The following is a 24,875-nucleotide window of genomic DNA, read 5'->3' as shown; positions in this document are numbered from 1 at the left end:
TTTATCCTTTATAATCATTATAACAATTTTGCCTTGTAGATTACATTAAAAATCTAACAATATTAAGCTTTTAATTTTCCTCTTATCATTTTAAATTTATAGTGCTGTTATTACCTAAAAATTTTTCTCCCCATAATACTTTTAAAAATATTAGCTTTACTGTACACCTTATTAGAATTAATATATTTAAAGTAATATGTATATAACTCAAAATGTTATTTTATAATTTCTAGCTTATTTTAAAATACTTCTAATGAATAATATATTAAAATTGAGAGCTAATTAAAACCAACTGTGATGATAAGAATTTTTTTCACAACATAATCATCTTCAAAGGACACTTTTCCTTTTATTAAAGATGTGATATGTTATATAATGTCGAAACTTGTATGGTGTTTTTAAAGGAGTGATTATTATTGAAAACAGATATAGTAACTGAAAAAGTAATAAGAGGAAAGAAAATTTATATTGTAGCAAATCATCATGAAGTTATAATTCCATGGTCAGAATATGCTTCTAATAATGAAACTGCACCAATATTATTAACTTTTGACCATCATATGGATACCCGTAGTGCATTTTACAGGCATTCTTATAAGGTTGCTGGCTTAGAATGGAAATCTGTAAGAGAGAATTTGATAGCAAATGCACATATAAATGAATCAAGTACAATTGCATCATCATTAGACAAGCTTTGCAATGATGAACATATAGATTTTGCATTACAAACAGGAATGATATCAGATGCAGTAGTATTTAGCCTACTGAGTGCAGGCATTTGCAGAGATTATGCCAATAATAAAATATACTACATAGATCCTTGCTGCACTAGCAAATGTAAAAAGGGTTCACATGATGATAAGTGCCAAATTGATGTATATGATAATGTAATAGAAGATGGGGAACTATTGTTTAAATTAAATCAGATAAATAATTTTATTCCTGGTTTTTTTATCTCAAATGAAATAAATAAGAAATTTATTTTAGATATTGATTTGGATTGTTTTCATACTAAAAAAGCTATCAATGCCGTGGACATGTCTGTTTTTAACTATTTAGTAAACAATGCAGAAATAATTACTATAGCAACTGAAGGAGATTATGTTGAGTTAGAAAAAAAGGATAATGATATAAATGAGCATTATCTTTTAGAAAAGTTATTAGTACATATAGAAAATGCTATAGAAATAGAGGAAGATAAATTCTCTACATACACTAACACAATAGAACTTAATACAGTATCTTAAATAAGTTATTGTATTACAATGTATTGTTATTAAAATCACAAGTGAGGTGAAGAAAAATAGATTTTTAAATTGAAAAGTCTATCCTCACTGTGAAAACAAACTAACATAACCTAATTCATTTTTCGGTATTTAATTTAACTATTCTTAACCTTAATAACCTCTACTCTAGTTTAATTTATAATTATAGTGGTTTTATCTAATACATTATCATAAATCCATTCAGCATTTTCTACAGCTAATCGAATACATCCATGGCTCAACGCCATCCCAAGTCTATCATCAATTATTTTAGTTCCTGCTGCATTAAATAAAATTGAATGATAGTAGTAACTGCCTCGAATTCTAGTAGCGTATTTTACTCTATAAGTATCAGAACCAAAATAAGGCTTTCTACCGCTAACATAAAAAGTACCCTTAATAGTTGGTGTATTAGGTTCACCTATTGTACATGGCCACTTATACAGTAAATTCCATGAACCATCATAATTTTTTTCAAATATATAAGTAAGCTTATTTTCTAAATCTGTTGTAATTAAATTTATAGTGGGGCTTTTAATTTGATTATCATTTACAAACTTTGTCATATCCGTATAAAAGTACTTAAAATCATATTCTTCAGGTGGATTTCCATCATCAGAAAGGAAATAGCTAAATATATATCCTTCTTGATCATCATACATAGCATGACTCCAATCTCTATTTGTAGATAATACTTGTACTATAGATTTTGGAGGAATTATAGTTACTAAATTTGACTCAGCAGATGGATAAGACCTTAAAGTAACATCTGTCCATGTATATTTTGTTTTGGATAAATAATTACTATATACATACCCTGTTTGTCCATTATATGATACTTCATACCAATCTTCTTCGGCTTCGATAACTTGAACCTTAGACCCTGCCGGTATTATAGTAATTACATTTGAAGAAGTAGATTTTTCTTCTCTTAAATTAGTATTAGCCAAGGTATACTTATATGAACTTTGTTGTTGTCTTTCATATGTTTTCATGCTTCACCTCTAAATTTACTTTTTATAATATCCTATGAGACTTTTTCTTTATTTAGCACTATTATACTCAAGACTAGCTAATACACAATTTTTAATTATTCAATAATCTCCTATTAAATCAAATTACGAAATAAGGCTTAATTTATTTTAATTATAATGGATAAATATCTGGTATTAAATCTACACTTCCGTTACTTAATTTAGGATTGTCAGAAATCATAGTATCAATACTACACTACTCTACCCTTTATATATTATTGATTAAATTTTTTATGTAATAAACAATATAGAAACATCTCTTCTATATTCAAATAAAGGAATTACTATTGTATTTAGCAATTCCAATTTATTTTCGCTGGATTAGGCTCATCTATTATAGCAACTTTACGCAAAGCATTCTCCATATTCTTACATTCTCTTGCTGCAATTTCATCATAAACTTCAACATTCTCATTCACACCAATAGATGAGTATGCTATAGCTGCAGCACCATAAAACGCAAGTCCTAAAGAACTTGTTAAAGTACTAATTGTTGCTGTTGTTGCTCCAATTGCCCTAGCGGCAGCTTGTGCAGCTGGATTTCCTTCTGCTTCCCTTGCAGCTATTTGAGCTTCCTTAATAATTTTCTTTGCATCTATTAACTTCATATTTCCTTCTAGCCATTCATTAGATGCATTTAATGCGTTTCGTAAACGAAAATCCTTAGGATAATCTTTTTCATAAATAGGTAGGATGTACTCTCTTGCTTATTCATTACACCATTTTACAATTGTATTTTTACTTTGTGTTTCTATTAAACTCATAAGAGAAACAATATATGGTGAATCTGCTTTTCCAAGCATTTTTCGTAATTTAGCCATAATATCTCCTTTTTTAAGCATATTTTTCAACTAAATAATAAGTCAAATATGGGAAGTATATTTTGAGTTAGATAAGGAAACAGGTTCCGCAGATAGTAGCCTATCTAAGGGTTCTGTTTACGCAGTATACCACAAAATAGACGAGAATTCTAACTTATTTATTTTTTGAAGCTACCCTAAATTATGATGCCTTCAAAATGATCAACTTCATGCTGAATAATCTGTGCAGTAAATCCAGTAAATGTTTGTTTATGCTTTTTAAAGTTTCTATCAAAATATTCTACATCAATAGTTTCATATCTCATTGTTTTTCTAAAACCAGTTAATGATAAACAGCTTTCCTCTGCCTCATAACTGTCTTTTTTCTTTAATATAATTGGGTTTACCATAGGAACTATAATATCACCTACACTAAATACTAGTATGCGTTTTTTAACCCCTATCATATTAGCTGCCATGCCAACACAATACTCTAAATTTGCTCTTAATGTATCTACTAAATCATCTATAACTGCTACATCATCTTTAGTTGCAGGCTCTGATTTTTGTCTTAAGAATAATATATCCTTTACAACTGGTCTTATCATAATTAATCCAACCTTTCTAATTTCTTTGTCTAAACAATCTTAGTCATATGAATCTACAATTTATCTTCTGACTTTACACACTACAATTATACTCTAACATAAATAATTTCAAAACTATTTTGCATAAAAATGCACACCTTCTAATGAAAAACTCACTAAAATGTGTGCACAAATACTCAAAATATATAAAGGTTACCGAAAGTAATTGCAGTTACAAAGTAAACTTAATATCTAAGGCTATAAACCTCCCTTACTTGTGGTACGCTTCACCGTAACCATTGAAAGTGAGGTTTCTTATAAAAAATTATATCTTGTAGTATTTATGAAAACCACTAATAAAAATGGCTTACATTTTATTGGTGGTTTTTTATACTTAACAATCTATTTACAACTTAAAAATTTCAGCATTTTTTATCACCTTTCTAAATAAATATTTTGATGCAAGAAGATTTCTTTAGAAAATGTGTAAATAGAAAATTTCTAAAGGTAATGGATTTGTATCAAATTCACAAAGGAGATACAAGTTTATGAATATAAAACAATTAAACCTAAAAAAATCAGAATTAGAAACTGGTAGAAATTAAGTAATTCTTCAACTCGAAAAATATTGGGCTAAAGGGCATCTTTTAAATACTCAAGAACAAAAAACTCTAGCTGATTATCTATTTTCTAACTGTACTAAAATGAATCCAAGAAGTAAGCAAGCTATTTTTAAAATTAATTCTGGTAAACATAAAAGAAAATTTATATCTTATGATATTGGTAGTGGAGATGGGAGCGGTTCACATAAAGATGGTATTTGGAAAGTAGCATCAAACGAAAAAAATTACTTACTGGAAATAGAGATTCCACTTATAACATAAATTTAACTAAAAAAATTGATAAATAGTATAAATAACAGCTACAAATATATCGTAGCTGCTATTTATCATTACAATTTCCTTTTTAGATAACTCTTTGAATGATGTATTTATATGGGTATTATCTTAATTTATACTTTTCACTTAATAAATTAGGTATATTATTATGTTTACTTAAATCATATATATCTTTTGCCTCTTCAATTGTTTTTGTAAAAGGATTACTTGATATTGCCATCGAAGATTGCTTAGAAACATCTACTAAGTCTTTATTTTGTAAAATATCACTTGGTATTTCTTTAGAGAAAAATATATCTTCAGAATATAGAAAAATAATATAATTAACTATAGATAACTTTTCTTCGTGTGATAATTTTTTAAATTTTTTATAAAAATTACGATATCTTTTATATGATGAATCTACAAACATCATAACTACACTAATATCTTTTAAAGGAAATATACAAATATGAAAATCTTCTAATTTATATTTAGGATTCTCATAATATATATCATTAACTATTTGTCCATCTAAATCTACAACAAGAGATAGAGTGCTTTGAAAAGCTATTGGCACAACATAATTTAATTTTTCATAATAAAATACATGATATTCTCCAGGCCAATTTTTTTTACTAAGTCTTTTTGCCTTTTCAAATCCTTGTTTATATTCATTTAAATCTACATCTTGAATACATTGCATATAATCTGTAAATTCTGTGAATTCAGAAGCTCCCTCTTTTAATATATCAAATATAGCATGCTCATTTACCCTTTTACTAATAGCTTTTAGATAATTCTTCATTGCAATTTGAGCAATCATTTTTGGCGTTACTTCATTTTGATAATTATTAGGTTCTTCATATTCCTGAAAAATTTTGCTATCACATTCTCTGCATATAACTTGAAATGTTCCAGCTTTATTAATACCTTTTTCAAAATCCATTAAAGGAAAGTTTACTAATTTATTAGAATGTAGTAATTCACCATTTGTTGCTATATTCCTCAAACAAAATGCTGGAATAGAATGTGAGTTACAAAAACTAGTTGTTTCTTCACCACAATAAATACATTTTTCTGATTTAGAAGCTTTACGTGCTTCTGACAGAACTTTATTAATTTCCTTTTTATAACCTATAACATTAGAATGTAATATTTCACTCTCTTCATCTCCAAGTCCAAGTTTAAGAAATTCAATATCCTCCATATGTAACCCCCATATTATTTTTATATTATTATAACATATTTACATTATTTTGGATAACTATACATTTTCCTTATGTTTTTTACTAATAATCAATTGTAATTTCCTTACAACACATTTTGCTAATATACTATTACTTATGATACGGCATTTTTAACTATAAAAATAGTCTTAGACTTTGATACTACTTGTCTAAGACTAAAAACCTCATTTATTTGTGATATGGTTCACTGCACCGTAAATGAAAAAATCTAGTTTTCCAAATATACAATATAATTAATAATATTTTAATCTCAACTTTTAATTATATATATTTTTTTAAATAACAGTTTGTTGAAAAAACTGTTTAAAACGAGGGTACTGAAAACTTAAACTTTTTCAGTATCCTCATATTTTATTTTTTAGGCTAAACCCAATATCATTTAGTTAACTAAATGATATTGAAATATTGCCTCCATCCTCTTTCGTCCTATCCAGAAAGAGTTTCCATATCCTAATATCTTAATTACTCCCTATTTTTTCTTTACTGGAATCCAAATTTCGCTATAGTAATTTTTATCTAAAATCCCCTTTTCATACTCATTTGGATCACTATACATTTCTATATTATAACCTGCAGCAATTTCATAATCTCTACAGTTTGGTAACCACTCTGAAAATATTTTCTTATTAGTTTCTTGAATTGATGCTGGACCTGGTCCATAACAAGGAAAAACAGCCCAAGTAAACTTAGGAATTGTTTTAACTATATATCCCTCCATACCGTCTTTCTCTTTGGAATAGTCCTCTGCAATAAGGTATTCAAATTCATTACCACCCATTTCTTCATCAATGTTAATACCATACATTCCGCATATATCCTTTAACTTTCCTTGTGAAATATGCTCATTCCAGAATGAAGGCACCTCCATAAACGCTGAATCATATTTAAATTTCTTATAGGCTCCTACAACCTTAAATTCATCCTTATCTATTATTTTATAATCCATAATATAACCACCTTCCAATGAAAACTTAATTTTAAGGGCAACAAAGGACTTTATCATTGCACCCTCTTTACGAACCGCAGACGGTGTAACTCCATGAAATCTTGTAAAAGCTTTAGTAAAGCTGTCTGGAGAATCATATCCATACTTTATTGCAATATCTATTATTTTTCCATTAGTAGATAAAACCTCACTGCCGGCAAGTGCAAGTCTTCTTCCCTTAATATACTCACTTAAGGAATATCCACATAACATTCCAAATCCTTTTTGAAAATAAAAAGGAGAAATATTTACCCTATCTGCAATTTCTTTTATGGATAAATCATTGGTAATATTATCTTCAATATAAGAAATAGCTTCTCTAATACTTTCAATCCATTCCATAATTTTTACCCCCATCACAATTCGTTAATCTAATCTTATCATCATCAAAGATTGATATCCCGACTTTTTAAGCTTTCTTTTGTCCTACAATTATTATAACAAAAGTGGATAGTCTACTTAGGCCTATCTAACCTATTAAAGGTAATGAACTTATATAATTTGCTAAACGTTAAAAATAGAATGGCTTTTCACCTATCCTACTAACTATTCTTTCTTAAATAATTTAATTTCTTCTATTTTGAAATTATCTCTTTAATTAATTATAACTTATATAATTTACGCTTTTATATACCCTAAACACTTCTGAATTGTTTTTTATATAAAAAATATTAATACATTTCAGTACTATAGGGTTGCAAGTTAATTGAATTAAGAATTATTTTACTGTATTATTATAAATGTACTTTTTTAAGATTTGAAGTATTTTGTAAATGTTTACAATGCATATTAAGAATTCTGTAGAGGAGGTGATTTATATCCATAATTATAAGGCTACTATTATAGTATTTGCAGTAAATATATTTCTTATAATAGTAAATTTATATTGTTTCCTATATTGCTAAAAATTAACAATTTAAATAAAGCAAAAAAAATATTACTACTTTTAAATACACTTTTTTTCATATTAAATGTTATAGTTTTATTTATATTAATTACATTAACACTGTTTGATTATTTCTTAATTTAATAGATTACAATATTAAGTTCATGATTAATCATCTAAATACATAACACTTTAAGTAAATTTTAAAACTATTAATATATATTCTTTCCTAATCGCCTTAATTAATTGCCATAATTTGAATACCTAATATGGAATAATATCATATTATATACTATATATATTTTAGGGGGAATATTTATGAGTTGTCCATGTAATGATTTTAAAAATAGTTGTAACAAGTGTCATCCAGATTATTATAAACCACCTAAATATCCTGATTATTATAGACCACCTAACTGCTGCAACCATTGTAAAAAAGATGAATATGATAATTGTTATTCAAATTAGCCTATCTTCATAAATCTTTAAGGTTAATAAAGCCTTGCTAAGGAATTTGATAAAAGGCATAATCACCGTTTTGCTAGATTTATAAGACAAGCTATCATAGGCGGAAGTTATCATGTTTATTTAATAATAGACATGACTTATTGTTTATTACTTTAATCGATAATATTTTATTATAAAAATCAAGTACTCATATATAAACTTATTTTAGTTTAATTATATGAGTACTTTTAATATTTTTTATTCGATAATTATATAAATTCACTATATAATTTTAAAGTTTTTATTCACTAGATCTCTTAAATGTAATTCAATTTAGTTTCTATACTGTAAACTTTTTATATTGTATATTATATCTACATAATATAAATAACTTCATATGCATATTTTTTATAAAAATAATAATATATTTTATATAATAATTATTATATAAGGAACCTACAAATTTATTCATTTTTTCTATCTATAATTTAATTAGTTACCATAATCTGAATATCAATCATTGCATATATCCATATTATAATATATAGATATATTTATATATATCCATTATATTTGTTTATATTTAGGAGGTATATTTATGTCATGTAATAATCGTAGAAATAATTGTAATAATGATAGAGATGATAGAAATATTTGTAGGGATTTCTGTAGAGAGATTTGTAGAAACTCTGGATGTAATAGAGATTTTTGTAGAGCTGTTTGTAGGGCTATTTGTACAGATAATAGACATGATAGAGACGATTGTAACAATATATTTTAGTGATAAACACTACAGTTTTTCAAACAATAACAAATATAATTTTATATTTTCTACCTTAATTTAAAGTTATATAGTATAGTTATAAGTCTTAATATACAACACTCACATATAAAACTATTTTAGTTTTATATGTGAGTGTTTTTAATATCATTTATTTAATGTATATTTTTATCTTATAAAACAACTTGTTTAAACCTAAAAATATACTTTTTAGCTATATTTAAATTCTTAGTTTTGTTATACTACTTAAACTTATGACCTTTTATTGAAATAATCCTTATCAATACTTATTGTACTTCTACTGTTTTAAATACTTTTAATAATCGTAAATAGTGATTTGCCTCACGTAAAGTGTGGTCACCTAATAATGGTATTATTATAGATTTAATTTTACAATCTAATAATCCCTGTGTACCTTGTTTTTTAAATTCTTTAATTTTTATAGTTGCTTTTAGACTGTCATCTGTAATTTCTGAAATTGGCAGTGTCATATTCATGGCTTTTATTGCCTCTTCAGTAAGTTTATCAAATTCATTTCCAAAGTTATTGGCTGTATCTATAAGCTCATTTTCTGTTGGATCCAAAAGCCCACGAATAAATTTGGAGTGTTCAGCCATAATTCTATTCCAGAAAGCTTCTTGATCATAAGCCTCTTTCTCTAAGTTAATGTCTTCATTATCTTGAAGCCTTTCAATTAATCGATAATAAAATGTTGCTTCTCTTAAAATATGGTCTATAAGTAAAGGATAATTATTGGTAAACATATTACAATGTATAACTCCTGATAATATATCTGACTTAAATTGCACCAATTTTAGAACCAATTCCATTGCTCTATTATTAATTATTGATACCCTTTCTTGAAGTAGTGCACTACTTCCCATAGAATCGTACCCCATAAGCCCTGACTCTGCTTTTGTCAAATTAATTGGAATTTCTACTCCTGTAAAATATGATGAAGCCATTTCAGCTTTTAACGTATATGGTGTGAACACTTCACCAGATTGTAATATATTATTACTTACAACACCATTAGAAATAGATATAACATCTGCTAAAAGCTTATCAAATTGCATTCTAAGAGAATCTGCTTTACGTGCGAAACCTAAGTCTTTTTGCGTAAAACCTATTTCTAGAAAAAATGAATGTTCTTTCATAATTCTTGCAAAAAAAAGATGTAACTCTAGGGACTGTCGTATAAATTCATTATTAGATAACATATTCAACCTTCCTTAATATAACAATTATTTCTGATATCATTATATTTATTATATATATTAGTGTTACCATTAACATTTATCAATTACATACAAGATATATTTCATTAATGATTCATCTATTGATTTATTATTTTTAAAAATATTTTTATACCAAATTCCACATAAATAACTAAGAATTTACATTCATTAATACATCATGTATATCCCAACCTAATGAACCTGCACACCATCCCTGATTAGCTAATATCACTACAATTACATTAGTACTAGGATAGTAATATAATCTACAGCTAACTCCATACTCTTCCCCGGTGTGTCCACACCTAACTATCTCTTTACTTTCTTCATCTAGTATAAATTCATTTGCGTATCCATACATCCATATATAATTTCTTGACGTATCATCATATTCAAGAACCTTTGGTATAAACATTTCCATTGACATTTTTTCACTAAGTAATTTATTATTCCTTAAGGCTTCTATAAATTTTATTAGATCATCTGCAGTTGAGGTAGCTCCACCATCGGAAGCAGCATTAGGTGTTGTTGTATATATATTTTTTTTCCATCCTATAATTTTTTTATTACTATCTGAAATAGCTTCATAACCTTCAGCAACTAAATCATCAACATCATCTAGTGAAATAAAATCAGAATTTTTCATATTTATTTTCGAAAAAATGTTTTGTCTAATATAATCAAAATAAGATAAACCTGATGCTTTTTCTATTATAAGACCTAATAATATATATCCTGCACCATTATAATGATATTTCTCATTAATTTTACTAACTGGTTCTTTATGAATAAATAATTCCAAATAATCTTCCAATCTACGCATTTTGTAAATTGGTATATCATACCAAAGTTTTTCCCATTCATCATCATCCTGTTCTTCATCAAAATAATCTGCAATACCAGAAGTATGTGTTAGCAAACTTTCAATTGTTACATCATTAGAAATTTTACTATTTTCAAGGTTTAAGTATTCAACAACTTTAGTACTAAAGGATACCTTCTCCAATTCAATTAGTTGAAGAATAGATACTGCTGTAAACATTTTGGAGATTGATGCAATCCTAAAGCGAGTTTGCAAACTATTATTCACTCTCCAAGTTCTATTTGCATATCCATATGCTCCTGAGAAAATTTCTTCATTTCCTTTCTTTATTAATACAGCACCTGAAAATTGATTTTTATTAACCCTATCAGAAATTAATTCATTAATTTGTTTTTGTAAATTCATGACCATTCCTCCTAACCCTAAAGTTTTAAGATGAACTTTAAAATTATTCATTTTAAAGCTTGAATACTGAAAATAGTAATCTATTCCTCTAATTAGCTAAATTAAACACTCTATTTCGTATAAAAATATTTTTAAGCTATTAAATAAATTTAAACTCAATCATATTTTTCTATATTACATTAATTATAGCTCGCCTAATATGCATTTTTATATACCCTAAACATTTCTGAATTGTTTTTTATATAAAAATATTAATACATTTCAGTACTATAGGGTTACAAGTTAACTATTACATTAACACTGTTTGATTATTTCTTAATTTGATAGATTACAATATTAAGTTCATGATTAATCCTCTAAATACACAACATTTTAAGTAAATTTTAAAACTGCTAATAAATGTTCTTTTTTTAATCATCTTAATTAACTGCCATAATTTGAATACCTAATATGGAGTAATGTCATATCATATACTATATATATTTTAGGGGGGAATATTCATGAGTTGTCCATGTAATAATTTTAAAAATAGTTGTAACAAGTGTCATCCAGATTATTATAGACCACCTAAATATCCTGATTATTATAGACCACCTAACTGCTGCAACCATTGTAAAAAAGATGAATATGATAATTGTTATTCAAATTAGTCTATCCTCATAAATCTTTAAGGTTAATAAAGCCTTGCTAAGGAATTTGATAAAAGGCATAATCACCGTTTTGCTAGATTTATAAGACAAGCTACCATAGGTGTAAGTTATCACATTCATTTAGTAATAGTGATGACTTCACATTTACTACTTTAATTGAAAGTACTTTAGTATAACTTAACACTCACATATAAACTTACTTTAGTTTAATATGTGAGTACTTTTAATATCTTTTATTTTTATCTTATAAAACAATTTGTTTAAACCCGAAAATATACTTTTTAGCTATATTTAAATTCATAATTTTGTTATACTACTTAAACTTCTACCCACACTGTCTCTAAGATTTATTATTTTTCTTCGCTAATAATACCACTTCTGTAGAATTAGCATAAGCCCATAATTTTTGAATAAAACCCCTGCCATCATTTTGTAGAAGCTTTTTTACCTATGACCGAAAATTACTCTTTTATACACTTTTTTATTGCCATATTTCAACTTCTCATTATATAAAAAATTTATGTTTGCATTTGGATATATACACTACAATTTCATGATTAGAAATATATTGATTTTATGTTTCTAAAATCCTTTAATTTTGTGTCAGTATAAGGTTTACTTTTAGAATCCTTTTTAAATGAATGTTAATATATGAGCATAATAAAAGTGGACATATTATTTAATTTTATTATACTTGTTTTGCTGATTTTTTATGCACCATATAATATCTGCAATTAACAAACCAAATGATATACCAAAACCTGTACCACTTATTGCAAAGAAAATGTTATCGCGCATAATTATTGAAAAAATAACACCTACAAGCAAGCCAATTATCATTCCAATTACAAGATAGTTGGAATGGTCATTATCTTTATTATTTTTCAAGTCAATACCTCCTATTATATAAATAATCTCTACTTCGAATTCTAATTTGTATAATAAACAATTATAACACAATTGTTTATTAGTTTTATTTTCATTATACATAATATATTCATTATATTTCAACAAAAATATAAATTACAATTATACAAATCTTAATTATCTTAGATTACATGATTTATATTAATTTATTATTTATACATAATTTACAATTTAATGATATAATTGTAATATCAATTAATCATATTGAATTGGAGAATTATTATGATTGTTAAAATATTAGTCATTATCCCATTTATTATATTAGGTATTATTTTATCCATGGGAAAAGGTATTTTTCTTATTGCAGGCTTTAATACAATGCCTAAAGAACAGCAGCAAAAATATGATGTTATCTCATTATGCAAATTTATGGGTAAACTTATGTTTATGATTTCTTTTTGTATGTTTTTTTTGCTTTTAAGTGATACTTTCATAATGAAAGCATTAGGCTTTACACTATTATTAGTTTCAATTATATTTTCTGTAGTATATTTAAATACTGGAAATAGATTTAAGAAATGATTTTAAACTATAATAATATTTACAGTTTGATAACTAATTTGTAAATTATATACCTCAAAACAGAAGAAGAAAAGAACTAAACATATACAAAGGAGAAAAACTATGGAATCACTTGCAGTCATTTTATATTTAATTGGGAGTTTTGGAGCTATCATCACATATCTTTTTACTCCTACAATTGTTATATATGAAAAAGATAAAAAGAAGAGAAATTTAATACTAGGATTTACTGCATTATTAATAATATCACTTATTATAATGCCTAATAAACCTAAGGAAGAAGACGTAAAGACAAACACTTGTATAGGAAAACAATTTACAATTTTAGAAGTAGATAATTTAAAAAATCAACTTGGGATTCTATAATACGAGCAAAATAAATAGAAATTTAGGAGAAAATTTAAAATGGATATACGAGAATATAAATCAAGTGATTGTGATCAAATCGCAAATCTGTTTTATAATACGGTTCATTTGATTAATGCAAAAGACTATACACAAAAGCAATTAAATGTATGGGCTACAGGAAACATTGATATTGTTCAATGGAATAAATCTTTTTTAAATAACTATACAGTAGTTGCAGAAGAAAATAATATGATAATTGGCTTTGGTGATATTAATAATGAAGGGTACTTGGATAGGTTGTATGTACATAAAGATTATCAGAACCTTGGCGTCGCTACCGTCCTTTGCGATAGATTAGAAAATCACTACTCTGTAAGACATATCATAACTCATTCATCTATAACTGCAAAACCATTTTTTGAGAAAAGAGGATATAAAGTAATAAAAAAACAATTTGTTGAGAGAAATGGTGTACAACTATCGAATTATATAATGAAAAAATACGTGAATTCCAATTCATCCTATAAATTAAATAAATAATCTTAAATTTGTAAGAACTAAATAGCAAAGTGGACAAGTTAACTTATCCACTTTGATTATATTAATATATAAGCATTGATTTAAAACAAAACCTAAAATAAAATTAAGTATATATGTTTTAATGCTTTTTTTTAAACTATATATAAGAAATAATACAGCCTTTATGTAATTTAAGTAATAATCTTTCTATCTATTATCTTAAAACATACTCTGCTAACACACTTTGAAGCTCATATATATTTAAACTTTTATTAAATTTCTTTTCTATAACTGAGCTCGTTCCAGAAATCCATATTTTAAGTTCTGCGTCTAAATCAAAATGTCCTGCAGTTTCTATGCTAAAATGAGTTATAGATTTGTACGGAATAGAATGATATTCTATTTTCTTAGCTGTTAAACCTTGTTTATCTACTAAAATCAATCTTTTATCTGTAAAAATAAACATATCACGAATTAACTTATAAGCTTTTTCTACACTTTCATTTTTTGATAATATGTTGCTGTAATCCTTTTCCACTTCATTTATACTAACTTCTGAAGCGTTACCTATTAATCCATCAAATACTCCCATTTACTGTCCCCCTAAATATTATTTAATTCATATTTTTATAAATTTTCTTTAATACTATTTCATAATACTAAATTTTTTTACAATAAGCAACTATTTTTTAACTATTTTAGATTATTGTACTATTTTTTTATTTTATTTTTAAATTTTATTAATATTTTTAATTAAAATTTTATATTTTCCATTTCCTATCATCATAAAATATATATTTAACCTTTTAATTTGAGCATCAAAAATTAGTCTTATAATACTAAAAGTTTTATAAGACTACGTACATTAAATATTAAACTATTTTTCTATTTCTACTAGCCAAGTAAAATTTATAATATGGTCAGTTCTAATTTTATATCCTAACATTGTAATATGATTTTTAAATTCATCTAAAATTGTATAGTATTTATTATTAATTACATCCCATAGCTGATTCTTATTTTCGCTAAGTAGTTTTTCTCTACATTTATCTTTTTCTTTATTGTTTACAAACATAAAATCTATAATAATAATTTTTCCATCATCATTCAAGTATTCTAGCATATTATTAATTGCTTTTTTCTTTTCTTCATGATTCAAACTATGGAAAGCATAAGTAGTTACTACAATATCAAAATAATTTTTTTGAAATGGTTTATCTAAGAAATTACCTAATTTTAAATTCATGTTACTATATTTATTTTTAGCCTGTAAAATCATTTCTAAGCTTTGATCTATTCCTAATACTTCTATTGAACCACTTAATTCTCCACATAAATTTCCTGTTCCACACCCAATATCAATAACCTTTTTTGCACCATATTTGATTATTTCATTTCTTACCTTTATTAAAATATCATCATACTTTTCAAAAAGACCTAATTCATCATTTGATCTATCTCTTACCATTTTATCAAATTTAACTGCTTTATTATCAAATCCCCACATATCAACCCATTGCTTTCTATTTGATTTGTTTTCTTTTAATATTGTGTCTATATCATTTATAAAATAATTATTTTCTATATCATCTTTTTTACTAACTAAAATTTTATCAATACTTTTAGTTAATGTACTTTTTATATTTTTTAATTCATAAATTTTTCTTTCAATAGCTTTCGATTGAAGGTATAAACTTCTTATAAACTGTGTACTTGAACAGTTATTATTATCTATAAGAACTTTTATATCTCTTAAAGAAAATCCAAGCTCTTTTAATAATTTGACAGTTCTTAATTTTAATAAATCATCTTTACTATAGTTTCTATAATTATTTTTTTCTCTCTTAGGTATAACTATTCCATAATCTTCGTATACCCTTAAACTTTTTGAAGATATATTAATTAAATTACAGACTTCGTTAGTATTCATTAAACCGCCTCCAATAAAAGTATAAAGCCTGCCTATGGGGCAGAGTCAATAACTTTTTAATTTAAGGTTTCTTCAATGCTACTCAAAGTCGGTCCCGAACATCTACACAGCAAAGCTGCTATTTTAGGACTGGCTTTGATTAATTTAGGTTTTATTGATAATCTTTCGATTTCACTAAAAAATAACTTATGGAAAACATGCTTTGGTACGCCTGTCCTTCTTGTTACGGCTGTAGACTTTGAATATAGCTTTTGTTTAGTTTTATATCTTAAACTGAAATTTTACTCCCTTAAATTCAAAGAAACTGGTAGTCCAGTTTCCTCCATAATTGTCAATTCTCCATTGTCAAATGTCAATTCCTAATTAATTGTCCTTTGTCCATTGTTAATTTCTAAAAAGCTATCTAAAACTCCTAAGCAAGCAACTATTTAAAATTCTACCTCCATAACAAGAGGGACAGACACGTTTAAGGCTAATTTGCTATACTTTAGGCTTGATACTTTTGTTGATTTTAGTTTCTCTCCAATATTACTCGAAGTCGGTCCCGAACATATACACAGCAAAGCTGCTATTTTAGGACTGGCTTTGATTAATTTAGGTTTTATTGATAATCTTTCAATTTCACTAAAAAAATAACTTATGGAAAACATGCTTTGGTACGCCTGTCCTTCTTGTTACGGCTGTAGACTTTGAATATAGCTTTTGTTTAGTTTTATATCTTAAACTGAAACTTTACTCCCTTAAATTCAAAGAAACTGGTAGTCCAGTTTCCTCCATAATTGTCAATTCTCCATTGTCAAATGTCAATTCCTAATTAATTGCCCTTTGTCCATTGTTAATTTCTAAAAAGCTATCTAAAACTCCTAATCAAGCAACTATTTAAATTTTTGCACCGTAACAAGAGGGACAGGTTCATTTTCGGATAGTTTCTTTGTTTTAGCTGTAGATTCCACAAATGTTGTATTCCCATCACCTAATAAGCAAAGAACCAGTACCTGATACTTTGGTTTTAGTGAATAATCTAAATAGGTAATTGTTCTCAGTATTGCTCCATCATGAATGAAACTTTTTCAGTTAAAAATTAATAGGGAGCAGTTAATAGTTGTGGTTATTTTATCTAAAAATCTAAATAATCAATATTATATAGTTTTTCTTCCATCACAAATGGGACAGGCACGATAAGTTTTATTTTCTTTGCTACCTTTTGATGCTCCCCTAATTTTACATTACTAACATAATAGTTCAAAGCCAGTCCCTAACAACTACTCTTTATTTTATCTAAAATATTTTTGTTTCCAGTAGTTCTAAGTCATTTATTATTATTTTTTTAGTACCTATAAGCTTTATTATATTTTCATTTTCTAATAAGGCTAATTTTCTGCTCAATGTTTCTCTTGCTATTCCACAGTAATTAGCCATTCCCTCTCTATTAAGTGGCAAATTTATTTCTATATTCATATTAGTTTTCTTTCCATATTTCGCTGAAAACTCTAAGAGCATACAGCATATTCTTGCTTCTGGACTGTTATTTGATAGATTTTTTGATAAATTTTCTACTTCTATTAATCTTTTGTTTAGTTCAGAAAGAAGTTTTAAACAAATTGAAGGATTTGAAAATAATATTTCTTTTAAGTCATTTCTTGAAATTGTACATAATTCAGTATTTTTAATAGCAATTGCAGATACATTACTTTCAGAAGTTTCTCCCAATATATTGCTCTCTCCAAGAAAATCTCCAACACTTAATATGTTTAATATTTGTTCTTTTCCAGAAGCAGTATTTTTACTTAATTTAACCATTCCTTCACTTATAATAAATAATTTTGAAACTTTATCCCCTTCTAAAAATAAGCTTTCTCCTTTTTCTAAGCTCATATGCTTTCTTATATCTATTATTCTATCTAATTCTTCTTTAGAAAGAGATTCAAATATAGGTATTTCCTTTGCATATAATTTACTTGCACACTTTTCACAGCAAAAATCACAATCCAAAATAAACACCTCCTAATAAAAATTGCACACTTAATTCATATTTCAAAATACAAAAAGTATTAATATATTTATAAACATATTAATACTTTTTATTATAAACTAATAGAATATATTTTATTACTTGCAATCCTCAGGAGTAAAACTACAATATCCTATGTTATCACATTTTATTTTCATTTCATCCCACTTAGTTTCACTTTTAATACTTTCTAAAGCTGTAGGATATAATATGTAATTTTCTTTAAAGATATGGTCCTTTAATTCAAAACAAATATCATTTGAAAGTTTTTTCAGCTTCATTTTATATTCATTGAAATCCATATCATAAACTGATTCACTTAACTTTTTTAATTCCTTTTTCTTTTTTCTTAACTCTTCATGTTCAAGTCTCATTATTCTAGTTGGTCCGGTAACTTCTCTTACTTCAAGTTCTGGAAATAAGACATCTTCCTCTCTTTTATGATGTAGTTCAGCATCTAATATATTATCAATTAATTTAGTTACCTTTTCAAATTCTACTCTATTTTCATCAAAATTTCCCATATCTAGTATTATTTTTGTTACTTCATCTAGTTCTCTTAAAAAACTTAAAATCAATTCATGCTCTTCTATTAATGTATATAAAACATGTCCTTTTGATATATTACTTTGTAAATTTTCAAGTTCATCTTTCAAAACCATCATATGAATTTCGCATAGATGCCTTAACTCACTGGGATTCATCCCCTCTTCTATTAAACTTTGTTCTGCTATAGAAAGTTCTAGAGGTGTTATTGACTTAACTAAATTTAATCCCTTTTCTTTTAAATCTTCTGTTATTCCATATTTATTTAACTCTTTTAAAACAATAGTCAATTCCTTTATTTTTTCTTCATTAGCAGTTTTGCTTGCTCCTATATTTAATATAATTGTGTTGTTTTTCAATTTAACCACCCCTTATTTATATCTTTTAAATAAAATATTATTCTCTTTATGAATATGAATAAATAAATCTTTTTCAAGTTCATGCAATTTTGAATATAATAATTCAAAACTTGTACACGCCCATTCTGGAGCAGCATAACCATCTGTAATAGTATCTAGTTCTTTGATTATATCTCCAGCTACTTCATGTTCTTCTATAAAACTTTGTATTTCTTCTATTAGCTGCTTTCTTTCATTCTTATTAATTATTTTTCCAAGTTCAATTATTTTTGGAAACAACTCTTTTTCTTCCTTTATTAAATGTTCTTCCAATTCAAATTTTAGTGTTCCAAAAAGTTTATTAACTCTTTTTAAAACTTCTGGTAAATGATTATAATGAACTTTAAATACTTTTAATAATAAAGGACTAATATCATTTAATAATTCAAAGGTTTTAATGTGATGAACATTTATTATATGATTGATTAATTCTTCTGAAGATTTTTCATTCCAGTTTACATATGAAGAATTATTAGCTACAAATTTATCAAATTCTATATTTACATTTTTAATAAACTTATCTACATCAATTCCTTTTTCATTTAATGCAACCTCTAAATTTTTATTTCCACCACAACAATAATCTAATTGCATATTATTAAATTTCTCTACAATTCCTGGATAAATGATAACACATTCACCTAAACTTAAATTTTTATTTATTTTTTTATTTTCATTTATATTTTTTATCATATTAATTTCCTCCACTATATTTCAAAATTTTTAATTTTTATTATAGAATCTTTTAAAACTAAATTCAAAACTTTTACTCTGTGTTTATGACTAAATTATATATAAAACAAAAAAATAAAAATGTGATTGTAATCAAGTTTTTAATAAATATGTTTTAAAATCATTTTTATTTTTTTATAATCTATTTTTAAATTAATCATCTAACTTTAATACCTTTAACTATGACAAATTATTTTTATATAAATTGAATTTTAAACATATTAAAAATACCTATATCCAACAGATATAGGTATTCTTAAATTTAAATAGCCGATAATAATAATACTTATCCCCTATTTTACTATTCAATCTTATTTAAGATTTTATTTTATTAACTTCTTCACTTAACTATCTATATAAAACAACACTAGTATCTTCAGAAATAGGTATAGATTTTATAAGTAATTAGCTTATATAGTTTCTATTTCAACCTGTATTGCTGTAGCCCCTTCAAGTTGAATCCAATTTAAATTTGCTTTAAATTCTAAACCAACCTTATCTAAATTACATATATTTTCAACAACATAAGCACCATTATTTTCAACATATTTATCTATTACAACATGTTCCTTTCCATGTTGTATTCCACCTAAATCAATTCCTATTAATTTTACATTATAATCTAATAATTTATCTACAATCTTATTAGTTAAATATGGCCTTGTATTGGAATTAAAATATTCTTCACTTCCGTATCCATACTTTTCTAAATATCCTGTTCTGAAAATTATAAAAGAGTTTTCTTTAATAGATATACTATCTATTACGTTAATATCTATAACTTCTATATTTCTAACATCTATTATTTGCGTCTCTATTTCTGATGGCAATTCTATATTTGTTAGATTATAGCAATCTATATGTGTTCCTATATGCTGTCTTTGATGTGCTGGTTGTGAATCACCCCATTTTAGTATTTTATCTGGAATATTAAATTCTTTTAAATGTAAATTCATATTATATATCTCCCTTTGATTTTATTATTTCTTCTAAATAGTTATTAAACTTTATTAAGAAATTAGCTACAACTTCTTGTTCTTTTTCTGATACATTTTTAAAAAACACATCATTTCGTTCTTCCCATTCTTTATGCTTTGTCTCATGATGTTTATATAATTTTTTACCTAAGTCTGTTAATTTAAAATATATTTCCTTATCATTATTAGGTTTTTTATATGTTTCTATCAGCTTAGCATTTATAAGCTTTTTGCTAATCTTGCTTATTGCCCCTCTTGTCATATTCATACCTTTAGCTATTTTAGTAACATTAGGATTTTCTATTTTACCTATTAAATCTATGCAGTGTATTTCTGAAATTCCGTAGTTTTCATATTCTCCTTTAAAAACTAGCTTACCTAATAATTCTTCTTTCTCATATATCTCTTTAAATTTATTTATAATTATATCATTCATTTTAATCACCTCTTTACTGATTTTTAAAACAAGATTTTTATTTTTGTTTCCTTGGAAATAATATTATATTATTTTTGTTTCCTTGTCAACAATATATTCTTTTAAAACTAAGTTTAATAAATATAATTTATTTAAAAATAGATTGTACAAGTAACCAAGGAAGTTTGATTTATTTTATACTTTTTCTAGAATTTTAATTTAAAAGTTATGTATAATATAAATACAAACTATTGAATAATAGTTAAATACTTCAAAAGAAAGTTAAAAGGTGTCAAAATGAACATTACTATTAAATTAGCAGATAAAAATGATTTTTTTATAATTAAAAACTTTATTCCACTTTTTAGACAATATGTAGCGAAAGTATACAATGAACTTCCCAATAAATATGGTGTATTTTCCTACGATAATTGTAAAACATTACAAGAATTATGTGATAAAAGAGAATCTTGGACTAAAAAACCTAATGAGTTATTTCCATTTATTATTTATGCCTTTGATAGACCTGTTGGGTATGCTTTGGTATCGAAAGTTAAACCAAATTCCTTTGAAAAAAGTGATTATTTTATTAATGCATTATTTGTAGTTGAACCAGTTAGAAGGAAAGGGGTTGGTTACGCTGCGGTAAAAAACATTTTTGATATGTTTATTGGAAAATGGGAATTACATACAAGCCCTGCAGAGAATAATATCCCAACACAAAACTTTTGGAGAAATTTATTAAAAGATTATACTAACAATAATTACACTGAATTCATTAATAAAACAACAGATGGAGATGAAAAAATAATTTTTAGATTTAGCAATAACTCTTAATATAGGGTTCCAAGTTGACTCTTAAAATTATCCATTTCAAAACTTGGATACCTAAAATAGTGAGACATGCTCCGAATTACTTAGAATTCAACACTGCATCTTGTATAAAAATATTTTAAGGTTATTGAATAAATTTAAATTGGAGCTTGTTTCCCTATAATTATTTATAACTTAATTATGATTACTTATTAACATTAATAAAGCAGAAGGTCTAAACCCATAAAAAACTGCCCCAAAATAGATTCATAGTCTATTTTGAGGCAGTTTTATTTCTTAATTTTAAAATTATTATTTTCTATAGAATTCTCTTATTTTTTCACAAACATACTCTACTTCTTCTTCTTTTAATTCTGGATAGATTGGAAGTGCTAGTATTCTTTCTGATACTCTTTCAGCTACTGGGAAATCTCCTTTTTTGTATCCTAAATAGCTAAAGCAGTTTTGAAGGTGTAATGGTATTGGATAGTATATACTTGTTCCTATTCCATTATCTTTTAAATATTGATTTAATTCATCTCTCTTATCACATGTTACATTAAATACATAATAAACAGGTTTTTGATCACCTTTAACTTTTGGTAAAGTTATTTCAGGTATATCTTTTAATCTTTCAACATATAAATCGTGTATTTTGTTTCTCTTTTCAATTGAATCATTGATATATTTTAATTTTATACGTAGTACAGCTGCTTGAATGTTATCAAGTCTTGAGTTATATCCTATATACTCATAATGATATTTCTCTTTTGCACCGTGTACTCTAAGCATTTTTGTTAAATCAGCAAGTTCATCATTATTTGTAGTGATTAATCCACCATCACCATAAGCTCCTAATGTTTTTGTAGGGAAGAAAGAATATATTCCCATATCACCTATAGTTCCTGCATGTCTATAAGTGTCTCCTTTTCCTTTCCATTGCATTCCGAAAGCTTCTGCTGCATCTTCTAATACAGATAAATTGTGTTTTTTAGCTATATCCATTATATCATCCATATTAGCCATTTGGCAGAATAAGTGAATTGGAAGAATTCCAACTGTTTTATCAGTTATTGCTTCTTCAATTTTTGTAGTATCTATATTAAATGTTTCTTCATCTATATCTACAAATACTGGTTTTCCTTTGTGTTTTGCTAAGCATGATGTTGATGCTAAGAAAGTAAATGGTGAAGTTATTATTTCATTTCCATCTTTATAATTTAATATATCTGATGCCATAACTAATGCATCTGTTCCTGAAGCTACCCCAATAGCATGCTGTGCAGCTGTATATTCTTGTATTTCTTTTTCAAAAGCTTTTACATCATCACCTAGAGTTTGAACTCCGTTTCTTATTGAATTTAGTATAGCTTCATTAAATTCTTCCATCTTTTCATCATATTCTCTTTTTGAAGTATAAAATCCTACTTTCACTAATATCTCTCCTTTTTTATAAAAATATTTATTTTATTTTACTGATTCTACTGCCTTGATAAGTTCTTCTACTACATATTTTGCATCTTCCAAATCTAGTGTTGAATACACTGGAAGTGTTATTTCATTTTTATATTGATTATATGCATTTGGATAATCTTCTATTTTATATCCTAATTGCTTATATAGTGTAAACATTGGAAGTGGTGTAAAGTGAACATTAGTTGCTATGTCTTTTTTAGCTAACTCTTCTATCACTTTATTTCTATCATCCTCTTCAAATCCTTTTAATCTTAAAGGATATAAATGATATGATGTTTCCATTTCTTCATTTTTAGAAAATGGAATTATAGCCCAGTCTTTGCCTTCTAAAGCTTTATTATAAATATCAAATATTTGTCTTCTCTTTTCTAACATGCCTTCATATCTATCTAATTGAACAACACCTATTGCAGCATGTAAATCAGACATATTGCACTTAAATCCATCAGTTACTATATCATATTTCCAAGCTCCAGCTTTCATTTTAGATAATGCATCTTTTGTTTGTCCGTGTAATGAAGTATATTTTAACTCACGGAATATATCTTCTTTTCCATGTAAGTGGTTGTTATTGAAAGTTACTCCACCACCTTCAGATGTAGTTAAATTTTTAACTGCATGGAATGAAAATACGTGAAAATCATATTGTGTTCCAACTTTTTTTCCTTTATATGAAGCACCAAAAGAATGGGCAGAATCTGCTATAAGTAATATATCTTCTCTATTTAATTTTTTAAGTATAGCTCTTACTTTATCATAATCTACAGGAACTCCTGCAAAATCTACAGTTATTATCGCCTTTGTTTTTTCAGTTATAGCTTTTTCTAATTTATCTAAATCCATTATAAAACTGTCTTTTGCAACATCTACAAATTTTGGTTTTATTCCTCTATGTAGAATAACACTTGCACTTGCTGTGTAAGTATATGGAGTTGTTATTACTTCATCGCCTTCTTTTATATCAAAAACTTTTAGTATAAGCTCCATACCAGCAGTTGCACTACCTAATGCTACTGCATTTTCAGATTCACAATAAGTTCTCATTTTTTCTTCAAATTCTAAAACTTTAGGACCAGATGTAATCCATCCTGATTTTAAAACCTCAACTACATTTTCTATTTCTTTTTCTGTAATATCTGGTGGTGAAAATGGTATTTTTTTACTCATTTTAAAATCGCTCCTTTTATTTATTATTTTATCTATTTAAAAAGTTTTTAATACTATTTAAAATC

At 25.9% G+C, this 24,875-nt stretch carries 27 protein-coding genes; 9 read left to right on the top strand and 18 right to left on the bottom strand.

What is annotated here, in order from left to right; translation table 11 throughout:
• The first annotated feature begins 416 nt into the window (after positions 1-416).
• On the top strand, positions 417-1,247 hold the full coding sequence (locus AZI32_RS04030) for a UPF0489 family protein (protein WP_061994616.1): 831 nt from the start codon (positions 417-419) through the stop codon (positions 1,245-1,247).
• Positions 1,248-1,417: 170 nt separating this feature from the next.
• Here the strand turns inward: AZI32_RS04030 and AZI32_RS17870 are convergent, their stop codons facing one another.
• From AZI32_RS17870 to AZI32_RS04015, 3 genes are all read right to left on the bottom strand, one after another.
• The gene (locus AZI32_RS17870) at positions 1,418-2,260 is read right to left on the bottom strand and encodes an SH3 domain-containing protein (RefSeq protein WP_082761127.1); all 843 of its coding nucleotides are present in this window, start codon (positions 2,258-2,260) and stop codon (positions 1,418-1,420) included.
• 332 nt (positions 2,261-2,592) lie between these two features.
• Positions 2,593-2,994, bottom strand: coding sequence for a putative immunity protein (locus tag AZI32_RS04020; protein ID WP_345968953.1), 402 nt, complete (start codon positions 2,992-2,994; stop codon positions 2,593-2,595).
• A 302-nt stretch (positions 2,995-3,296) separates the two neighbouring features.
• Positions 3,297-3,707, bottom strand: a complete 411-nt coding sequence (locus AZI32_RS04015; RefSeq protein WP_061994615.1) for a peptide deformylase — start codon at positions 3,705-3,707, stop codon at positions 3,297-3,299.
• Between the two features lie 683 nt (positions 3,708-4,390).
• Here AZI32_RS04015 and AZI32_RS04010 point away from each other — a divergent pair.
• Positions 4,391-4,570 carry a hypothetical protein gene (locus tag AZI32_RS04010; protein WP_061994614.1) on the top strand — a complete coding sequence of 60 codons (180 nt, stop codon included), beginning with the start codon at positions 4,391-4,393 and terminating at the stop codon, positions 4,568-4,570.
• 118 nt (positions 4,571-4,688) lie between these two features.
• On the opposite strand, the gene AZI32_RS04005 is transcribed toward AZI32_RS04010, so the two are convergent.
• Both AZI32_RS04005 and AZI32_RS04000 read right to left on the bottom strand, forming a co-directional pair.
• Positions 4,689-5,774, bottom strand: coding sequence for a hypothetical protein (locus AZI32_RS04005; protein WP_061994613.1), 1,086 nt, complete (start codon positions 5,772-5,774; stop codon positions 4,689-4,691).
• 509 nt (positions 5,775-6,283) lie between these two features.
• Positions 6,284-7,141: an AraC family transcriptional regulator gene (locus AZI32_RS04000; protein ID WP_061994612.1), complete on the bottom strand. Its 858-nt coding sequence runs from the start codon at positions 7,139-7,141 to the stop codon at positions 6,284-6,286.
• A gap of 862 nt (positions 7,142-8,003) precedes the next feature.
• On the opposite strand from AZI32_RS04000, the gene AZI32_RS18285 reads away from it, so the two are divergent.
• The gene (locus AZI32_RS18285; RefSeq protein WP_157450838.1) at positions 8,004-8,153 is read left to right on the top strand and encodes a hypothetical protein; all 150 of its coding nucleotides are present in this window, start codon (positions 8,004-8,006) and stop codon (positions 8,151-8,153) included.
• Between the two features lie 577 nt (positions 8,154-8,730).
• The gene (locus AZI32_RS03995; RefSeq protein ID WP_061994611.1) at positions 8,731-8,913 is read left to right on the top strand and encodes a hypothetical protein; all 183 of its coding nucleotides are present in this window, start codon (positions 8,731-8,733) and stop codon (positions 8,911-8,913) included.
• Positions 8,914-9,200: 287 nt separating this feature from the next.
• On the opposite strand, the gene AZI32_RS03990 is transcribed toward AZI32_RS03995, so the two are convergent.
• Positions 9,201-10,133, bottom strand: coding sequence for a DUF2935 domain-containing protein (locus tag AZI32_RS03990; RefSeq protein ID WP_061994610.1), 933 nt, complete (start codon positions 10,131-10,133; stop codon positions 9,201-9,203).
• Positions 10,134-10,302: 169 nt separating this feature from the next.
• Positions 10,303-11,379 (bottom strand): serine hydrolase domain-containing protein, encoded by a 1,077-nt coding sequence (locus AZI32_RS03985; RefSeq protein WP_061994609.1) that lies wholly within the window; start codon positions 11,377-11,379, stop codon positions 10,303-10,305.
• 500 nt (positions 11,380-11,879) lie between these two features.
• On the opposite strand from AZI32_RS03985, the gene AZI32_RS18280 reads away from it, so the two are divergent.
• Positions 11,880-12,029 (top strand): hypothetical protein, encoded by a 150-nt coding sequence (locus AZI32_RS18280; RefSeq protein ID WP_157450837.1) that lies wholly within the window; start codon positions 11,880-11,882, stop codon positions 12,027-12,029.
• Positions 12,030-12,704: 675 nt separating this feature from the next.
• Here the strand turns inward: AZI32_RS18280 and AZI32_RS03980 are convergent.
• Complete coding sequence (locus AZI32_RS03980; RefSeq protein WP_061994608.1) at positions 12,705-12,917, bottom strand: hypothetical protein; 213 nt, start codon at positions 12,915-12,917, stop codon at positions 12,705-12,707.
• A 261-nt stretch (positions 12,918-13,178) separates the two neighbouring features.
• On the opposite strand from AZI32_RS03980, the gene AZI32_RS03975 reads away from it, so the two are divergent.
• The 3 genes from AZI32_RS03975 to AZI32_RS03965 all read left to right on the top strand — a co-directional run bounded on the left by AZI32_RS03975 (position 13,179) and on the right by AZI32_RS03965 (position 14,366).
• On the top strand, positions 13,179-13,478 hold the full coding sequence (locus AZI32_RS03975) for a DUF3784 domain-containing protein (RefSeq protein ID WP_061994607.1): 300 nt from the start codon (positions 13,179-13,181) through the stop codon (positions 13,476-13,478).
• A 102-nt stretch (positions 13,479-13,580) separates the two neighbouring features.
• Complete coding sequence (locus AZI32_RS03970; RefSeq protein ID WP_061994606.1) at positions 13,581-13,844, top strand: hypothetical protein; 264 nt, start codon at positions 13,581-13,583, stop codon at positions 13,842-13,844.
• Positions 13,845-13,883: 39 nt separating this feature from the next.
• Entirely contained in the window at positions 13,884-14,366 is a 483-nt protein-coding gene (locus tag AZI32_RS03965) for a GNAT family N-acetyltransferase (protein WP_061994605.1), read from the top strand.
• Between the two features lie 193 nt (positions 14,367-14,559).
• Here AZI32_RS03965 and AZI32_RS03960 read toward each other — a convergent pair whose 3' ends face one another.
• The 8 genes from AZI32_RS03960 to AZI32_RS03920 all read right to left on the bottom strand — a co-directional run bounded on the left by AZI32_RS03960 (position 14,560) and on the right by AZI32_RS03920 (position 21,375).
• Positions 14,560-14,937, bottom strand: a complete 378-nt coding sequence (locus AZI32_RS03960; RefSeq protein ID WP_010296672.1) for a PH domain-containing protein — start codon at positions 14,935-14,937, stop codon at positions 14,560-14,562.
• A 285-nt stretch (positions 14,938-15,222) separates the two neighbouring features.
• Positions 15,223-16,275, bottom strand: a complete 1,053-nt coding sequence (locus AZI32_RS03955) for a MerR family transcriptional regulator (RefSeq protein ID WP_061994604.1) — start codon at positions 16,273-16,275, stop codon at positions 15,223-15,225.
• A gap of 1,117 nt (positions 16,276-17,392) precedes the next feature.
• Entirely contained in the window at positions 17,393-17,521 is a 129-nt protein-coding gene (locus AZI32_RS19005; RefSeq protein WP_275934970.1) for a hypothetical protein, read from the bottom strand.
• A 32-nt stretch (positions 17,522-17,553) separates the two neighbouring features.
• Positions 17,554-18,267: a Crp/Fnr family transcriptional regulator gene (locus AZI32_RS03940; protein ID WP_061994601.1), complete on the bottom strand. Its 714-nt coding sequence runs from the start codon at positions 18,265-18,267 to the stop codon at positions 17,554-17,556.
• Between the two features lie 117 nt (positions 18,268-18,384).
• The gene (locus tag AZI32_RS03935; protein WP_061994600.1) at positions 18,385-19,191 is read right to left on the bottom strand and encodes a DUF438 domain-containing protein; all 807 of its coding nucleotides are present in this window, start codon (positions 19,189-19,191) and stop codon (positions 18,385-18,387) included.
• A 12-nt stretch (positions 19,192-19,203) separates the two neighbouring features.
• Positions 19,204-19,923 carry an iron-sulfur cluster repair di-iron protein gene (ric, locus tag AZI32_RS03930; protein ID WP_061994599.1) on the bottom strand — a complete coding sequence of 240 codons (720 nt, stop codon included), beginning with the start codon at positions 19,921-19,923 and terminating at the stop codon, positions 19,204-19,206.
• A 449-nt stretch (positions 19,924-20,372) separates the two neighbouring features.
• Positions 20,373-20,918: a cyclase family protein gene (locus AZI32_RS03925; RefSeq protein WP_061994598.1), complete on the bottom strand. Its 546-nt coding sequence runs from the start codon at positions 20,916-20,918 to the stop codon at positions 20,373-20,375.
• Between the two features lies 1 nt (position 20,919).
• Positions 20,920-21,375: a MarR family transcriptional regulator gene (locus AZI32_RS03920; RefSeq protein ID WP_010296659.1), complete on the bottom strand. Its 456-nt coding sequence runs from the start codon at positions 21,373-21,375 to the stop codon at positions 20,920-20,922.
• 276 nt (positions 21,376-21,651) lie between these two features.
• Between AZI32_RS03920 and AZI32_RS03915 the strand changes: the two genes are divergently transcribed.
• On the top strand, positions 21,652-22,191 hold the full coding sequence (locus AZI32_RS03915; RefSeq protein WP_061994597.1) for a GNAT family N-acetyltransferase: 540 nt from the start codon (positions 21,652-21,654) through the stop codon (positions 22,189-22,191).
• Positions 22,192-22,479: 288 nt separating this feature from the next.
• Here the strand turns inward: AZI32_RS03915 and AZI32_RS03910 are convergent, their stop codons facing one another.
• The gene (locus tag AZI32_RS03910; protein ID WP_061994596.1) at positions 22,480-23,601 is read right to left on the bottom strand and encodes a DegT/DnrJ/EryC1/StrS family aminotransferase; all 1,122 of its coding nucleotides are present in this window, start codon (positions 23,599-23,601) and stop codon (positions 22,480-22,482) included.
• A gap of 33 nt (positions 23,602-23,634) precedes the next feature.
• On the bottom strand, positions 23,635-24,810 hold the full coding sequence (locus AZI32_RS03905) for a DegT/DnrJ/EryC1/StrS aminotransferase family protein (protein ID WP_061994595.1): 1,176 nt from the start codon (positions 24,808-24,810) through the stop codon (positions 23,635-23,637).
• Positions 24,811-24,875 lie beyond the last annotated feature (65 nt).

The organism is Clostridium sp. ATCC 25772 (assembly GCF_001573875.1).
Lineage (GTDB): Bacteria > Bacillota > Clostridia > Clostridiales > Clostridiaceae > Clostridium_J > Clostridium_J senegalense.
The sequence above is the reverse complement of the archived record's forward strand: the minus strand, read 5'-3'. Positions and strand labels throughout refer to the sequence as shown.

Bases quoted from the DNA above. Each gene is read 5' to 3' on its own strand.
- AZI32_RS17870 (WP_082761127.1), bottom strand. From the start codon at position 2,260: ATGAAAACATATGAAAGACAACAACAAAGTTCATATAAGTATACCTTG.
- AZI32_RS04015 (WP_061994615.1), bottom strand. From the start codon at position 3,707: ATGATAAGACCAGTTGTAAAGGATATATTATTCTTAAGACAAAAATCA.
- AZI32_RS04010 (WP_061994614.1), top strand. From the start codon at position 4,391: ATGAATCCAAGAAGTAAGCAAGCTATTTTTAAAATTAATTCTGGTAAA.
- AZI32_RS04005 (WP_061994613.1), bottom strand. From the start codon at position 5,774: ATGGAGGATATTGAATTTCTTAAACTTGGACTTGGAGATGAAGAGAGT.
- AZI32_RS04000 (WP_061994612.1), bottom strand. From the start codon at position 7,141: ATGGAATGGATTGAAAGTATTAGAGAAGCTATTTCTTATATTGAAGAT.
- AZI32_RS18285 (WP_157450838.1), top strand. From the start codon at position 8,004: ATGAGTTGTCCATGTAATGATTTTAAAAATAGTTGTAACAAGTGTCAT.
- AZI32_RS03995 (WP_061994611.1), top strand. From the start codon at position 8,731: ATGTCATGTAATAATCGTAGAAATAATTGTAATAATGATAGAGATGAT.
- AZI32_RS03990 (WP_061994610.1), bottom strand. From the start codon at position 10,133: ATGTTATCTAATAATGAATTTATACGACAGTCCCTAGAGTTACATCTT.
- AZI32_RS03985 (WP_061994609.1), bottom strand. From the start codon at position 11,379: ATGAATTTACAAAAACAAATTAATGAATTAATTTCTGATAGGGTTAAT.
- AZI32_RS18280 (WP_157450837.1), top strand. From the start codon at position 11,880: ATGAGTTGTCCATGTAATAATTTTAAAAATAGTTGTAACAAGTGTCAT.
- AZI32_RS03975 (WP_061994607.1), top strand. From the start codon at position 13,179: ATGATTGTTAAAATATTAGTCATTATCCCATTTATTATATTAGGTATT.
- AZI32_RS03970 (WP_061994606.1), top strand. From the start codon at position 13,581: ATGGAATCACTTGCAGTCATTTTATATTTAATTGGGAGTTTTGGAGCT.
- AZI32_RS03965 (WP_061994605.1), top strand. From the start codon at position 13,884: ATGGATATACGAGAATATAAATCAAGTGATTGTGATCAAATCGCAAAT.
- AZI32_RS03960 (WP_010296672.1), bottom strand. From the start codon at position 14,937: ATGGGAGTATTTGATGGATTAATAGGTAACGCTTCAGAAGTTAGTATA.
- AZI32_RS03955 (WP_061994604.1), bottom strand. From the start codon at position 16,275: ATGAATACTAACGAAGTCTGTAATTTAATTAATATATCTTCAAAAAGT.
- ric (WP_061994599.1), bottom strand. From the start codon at position 19,923: ATGATAAAAAATATAAATGAAAATAAAAAAATAAATAAAAATTTAAGT.
- AZI32_RS03925 (WP_061994598.1), bottom strand. From the start codon at position 20,918: ATGAATTTACATTTAAAAGAATTTAATATTCCAGATAAAATACTAAAA.
- AZI32_RS03920 (WP_010296659.1), bottom strand. From the start codon at position 21,375: ATGAATGATATAATTATAAATAAATTTAAAGAGATATATGAGAAAGAA.
- AZI32_RS03915 (WP_061994597.1), top strand. From the start codon at position 21,652: ATGAACATTACTATTAAATTAGCAGATAAAAATGATTTTTTTATAATT.
- AZI32_RS03905 (WP_061994595.1), bottom strand. From the start codon at position 24,810: ATGAGTAAAAAAATACCATTTTCACCACCAGATATTACAGAAAAAGAA.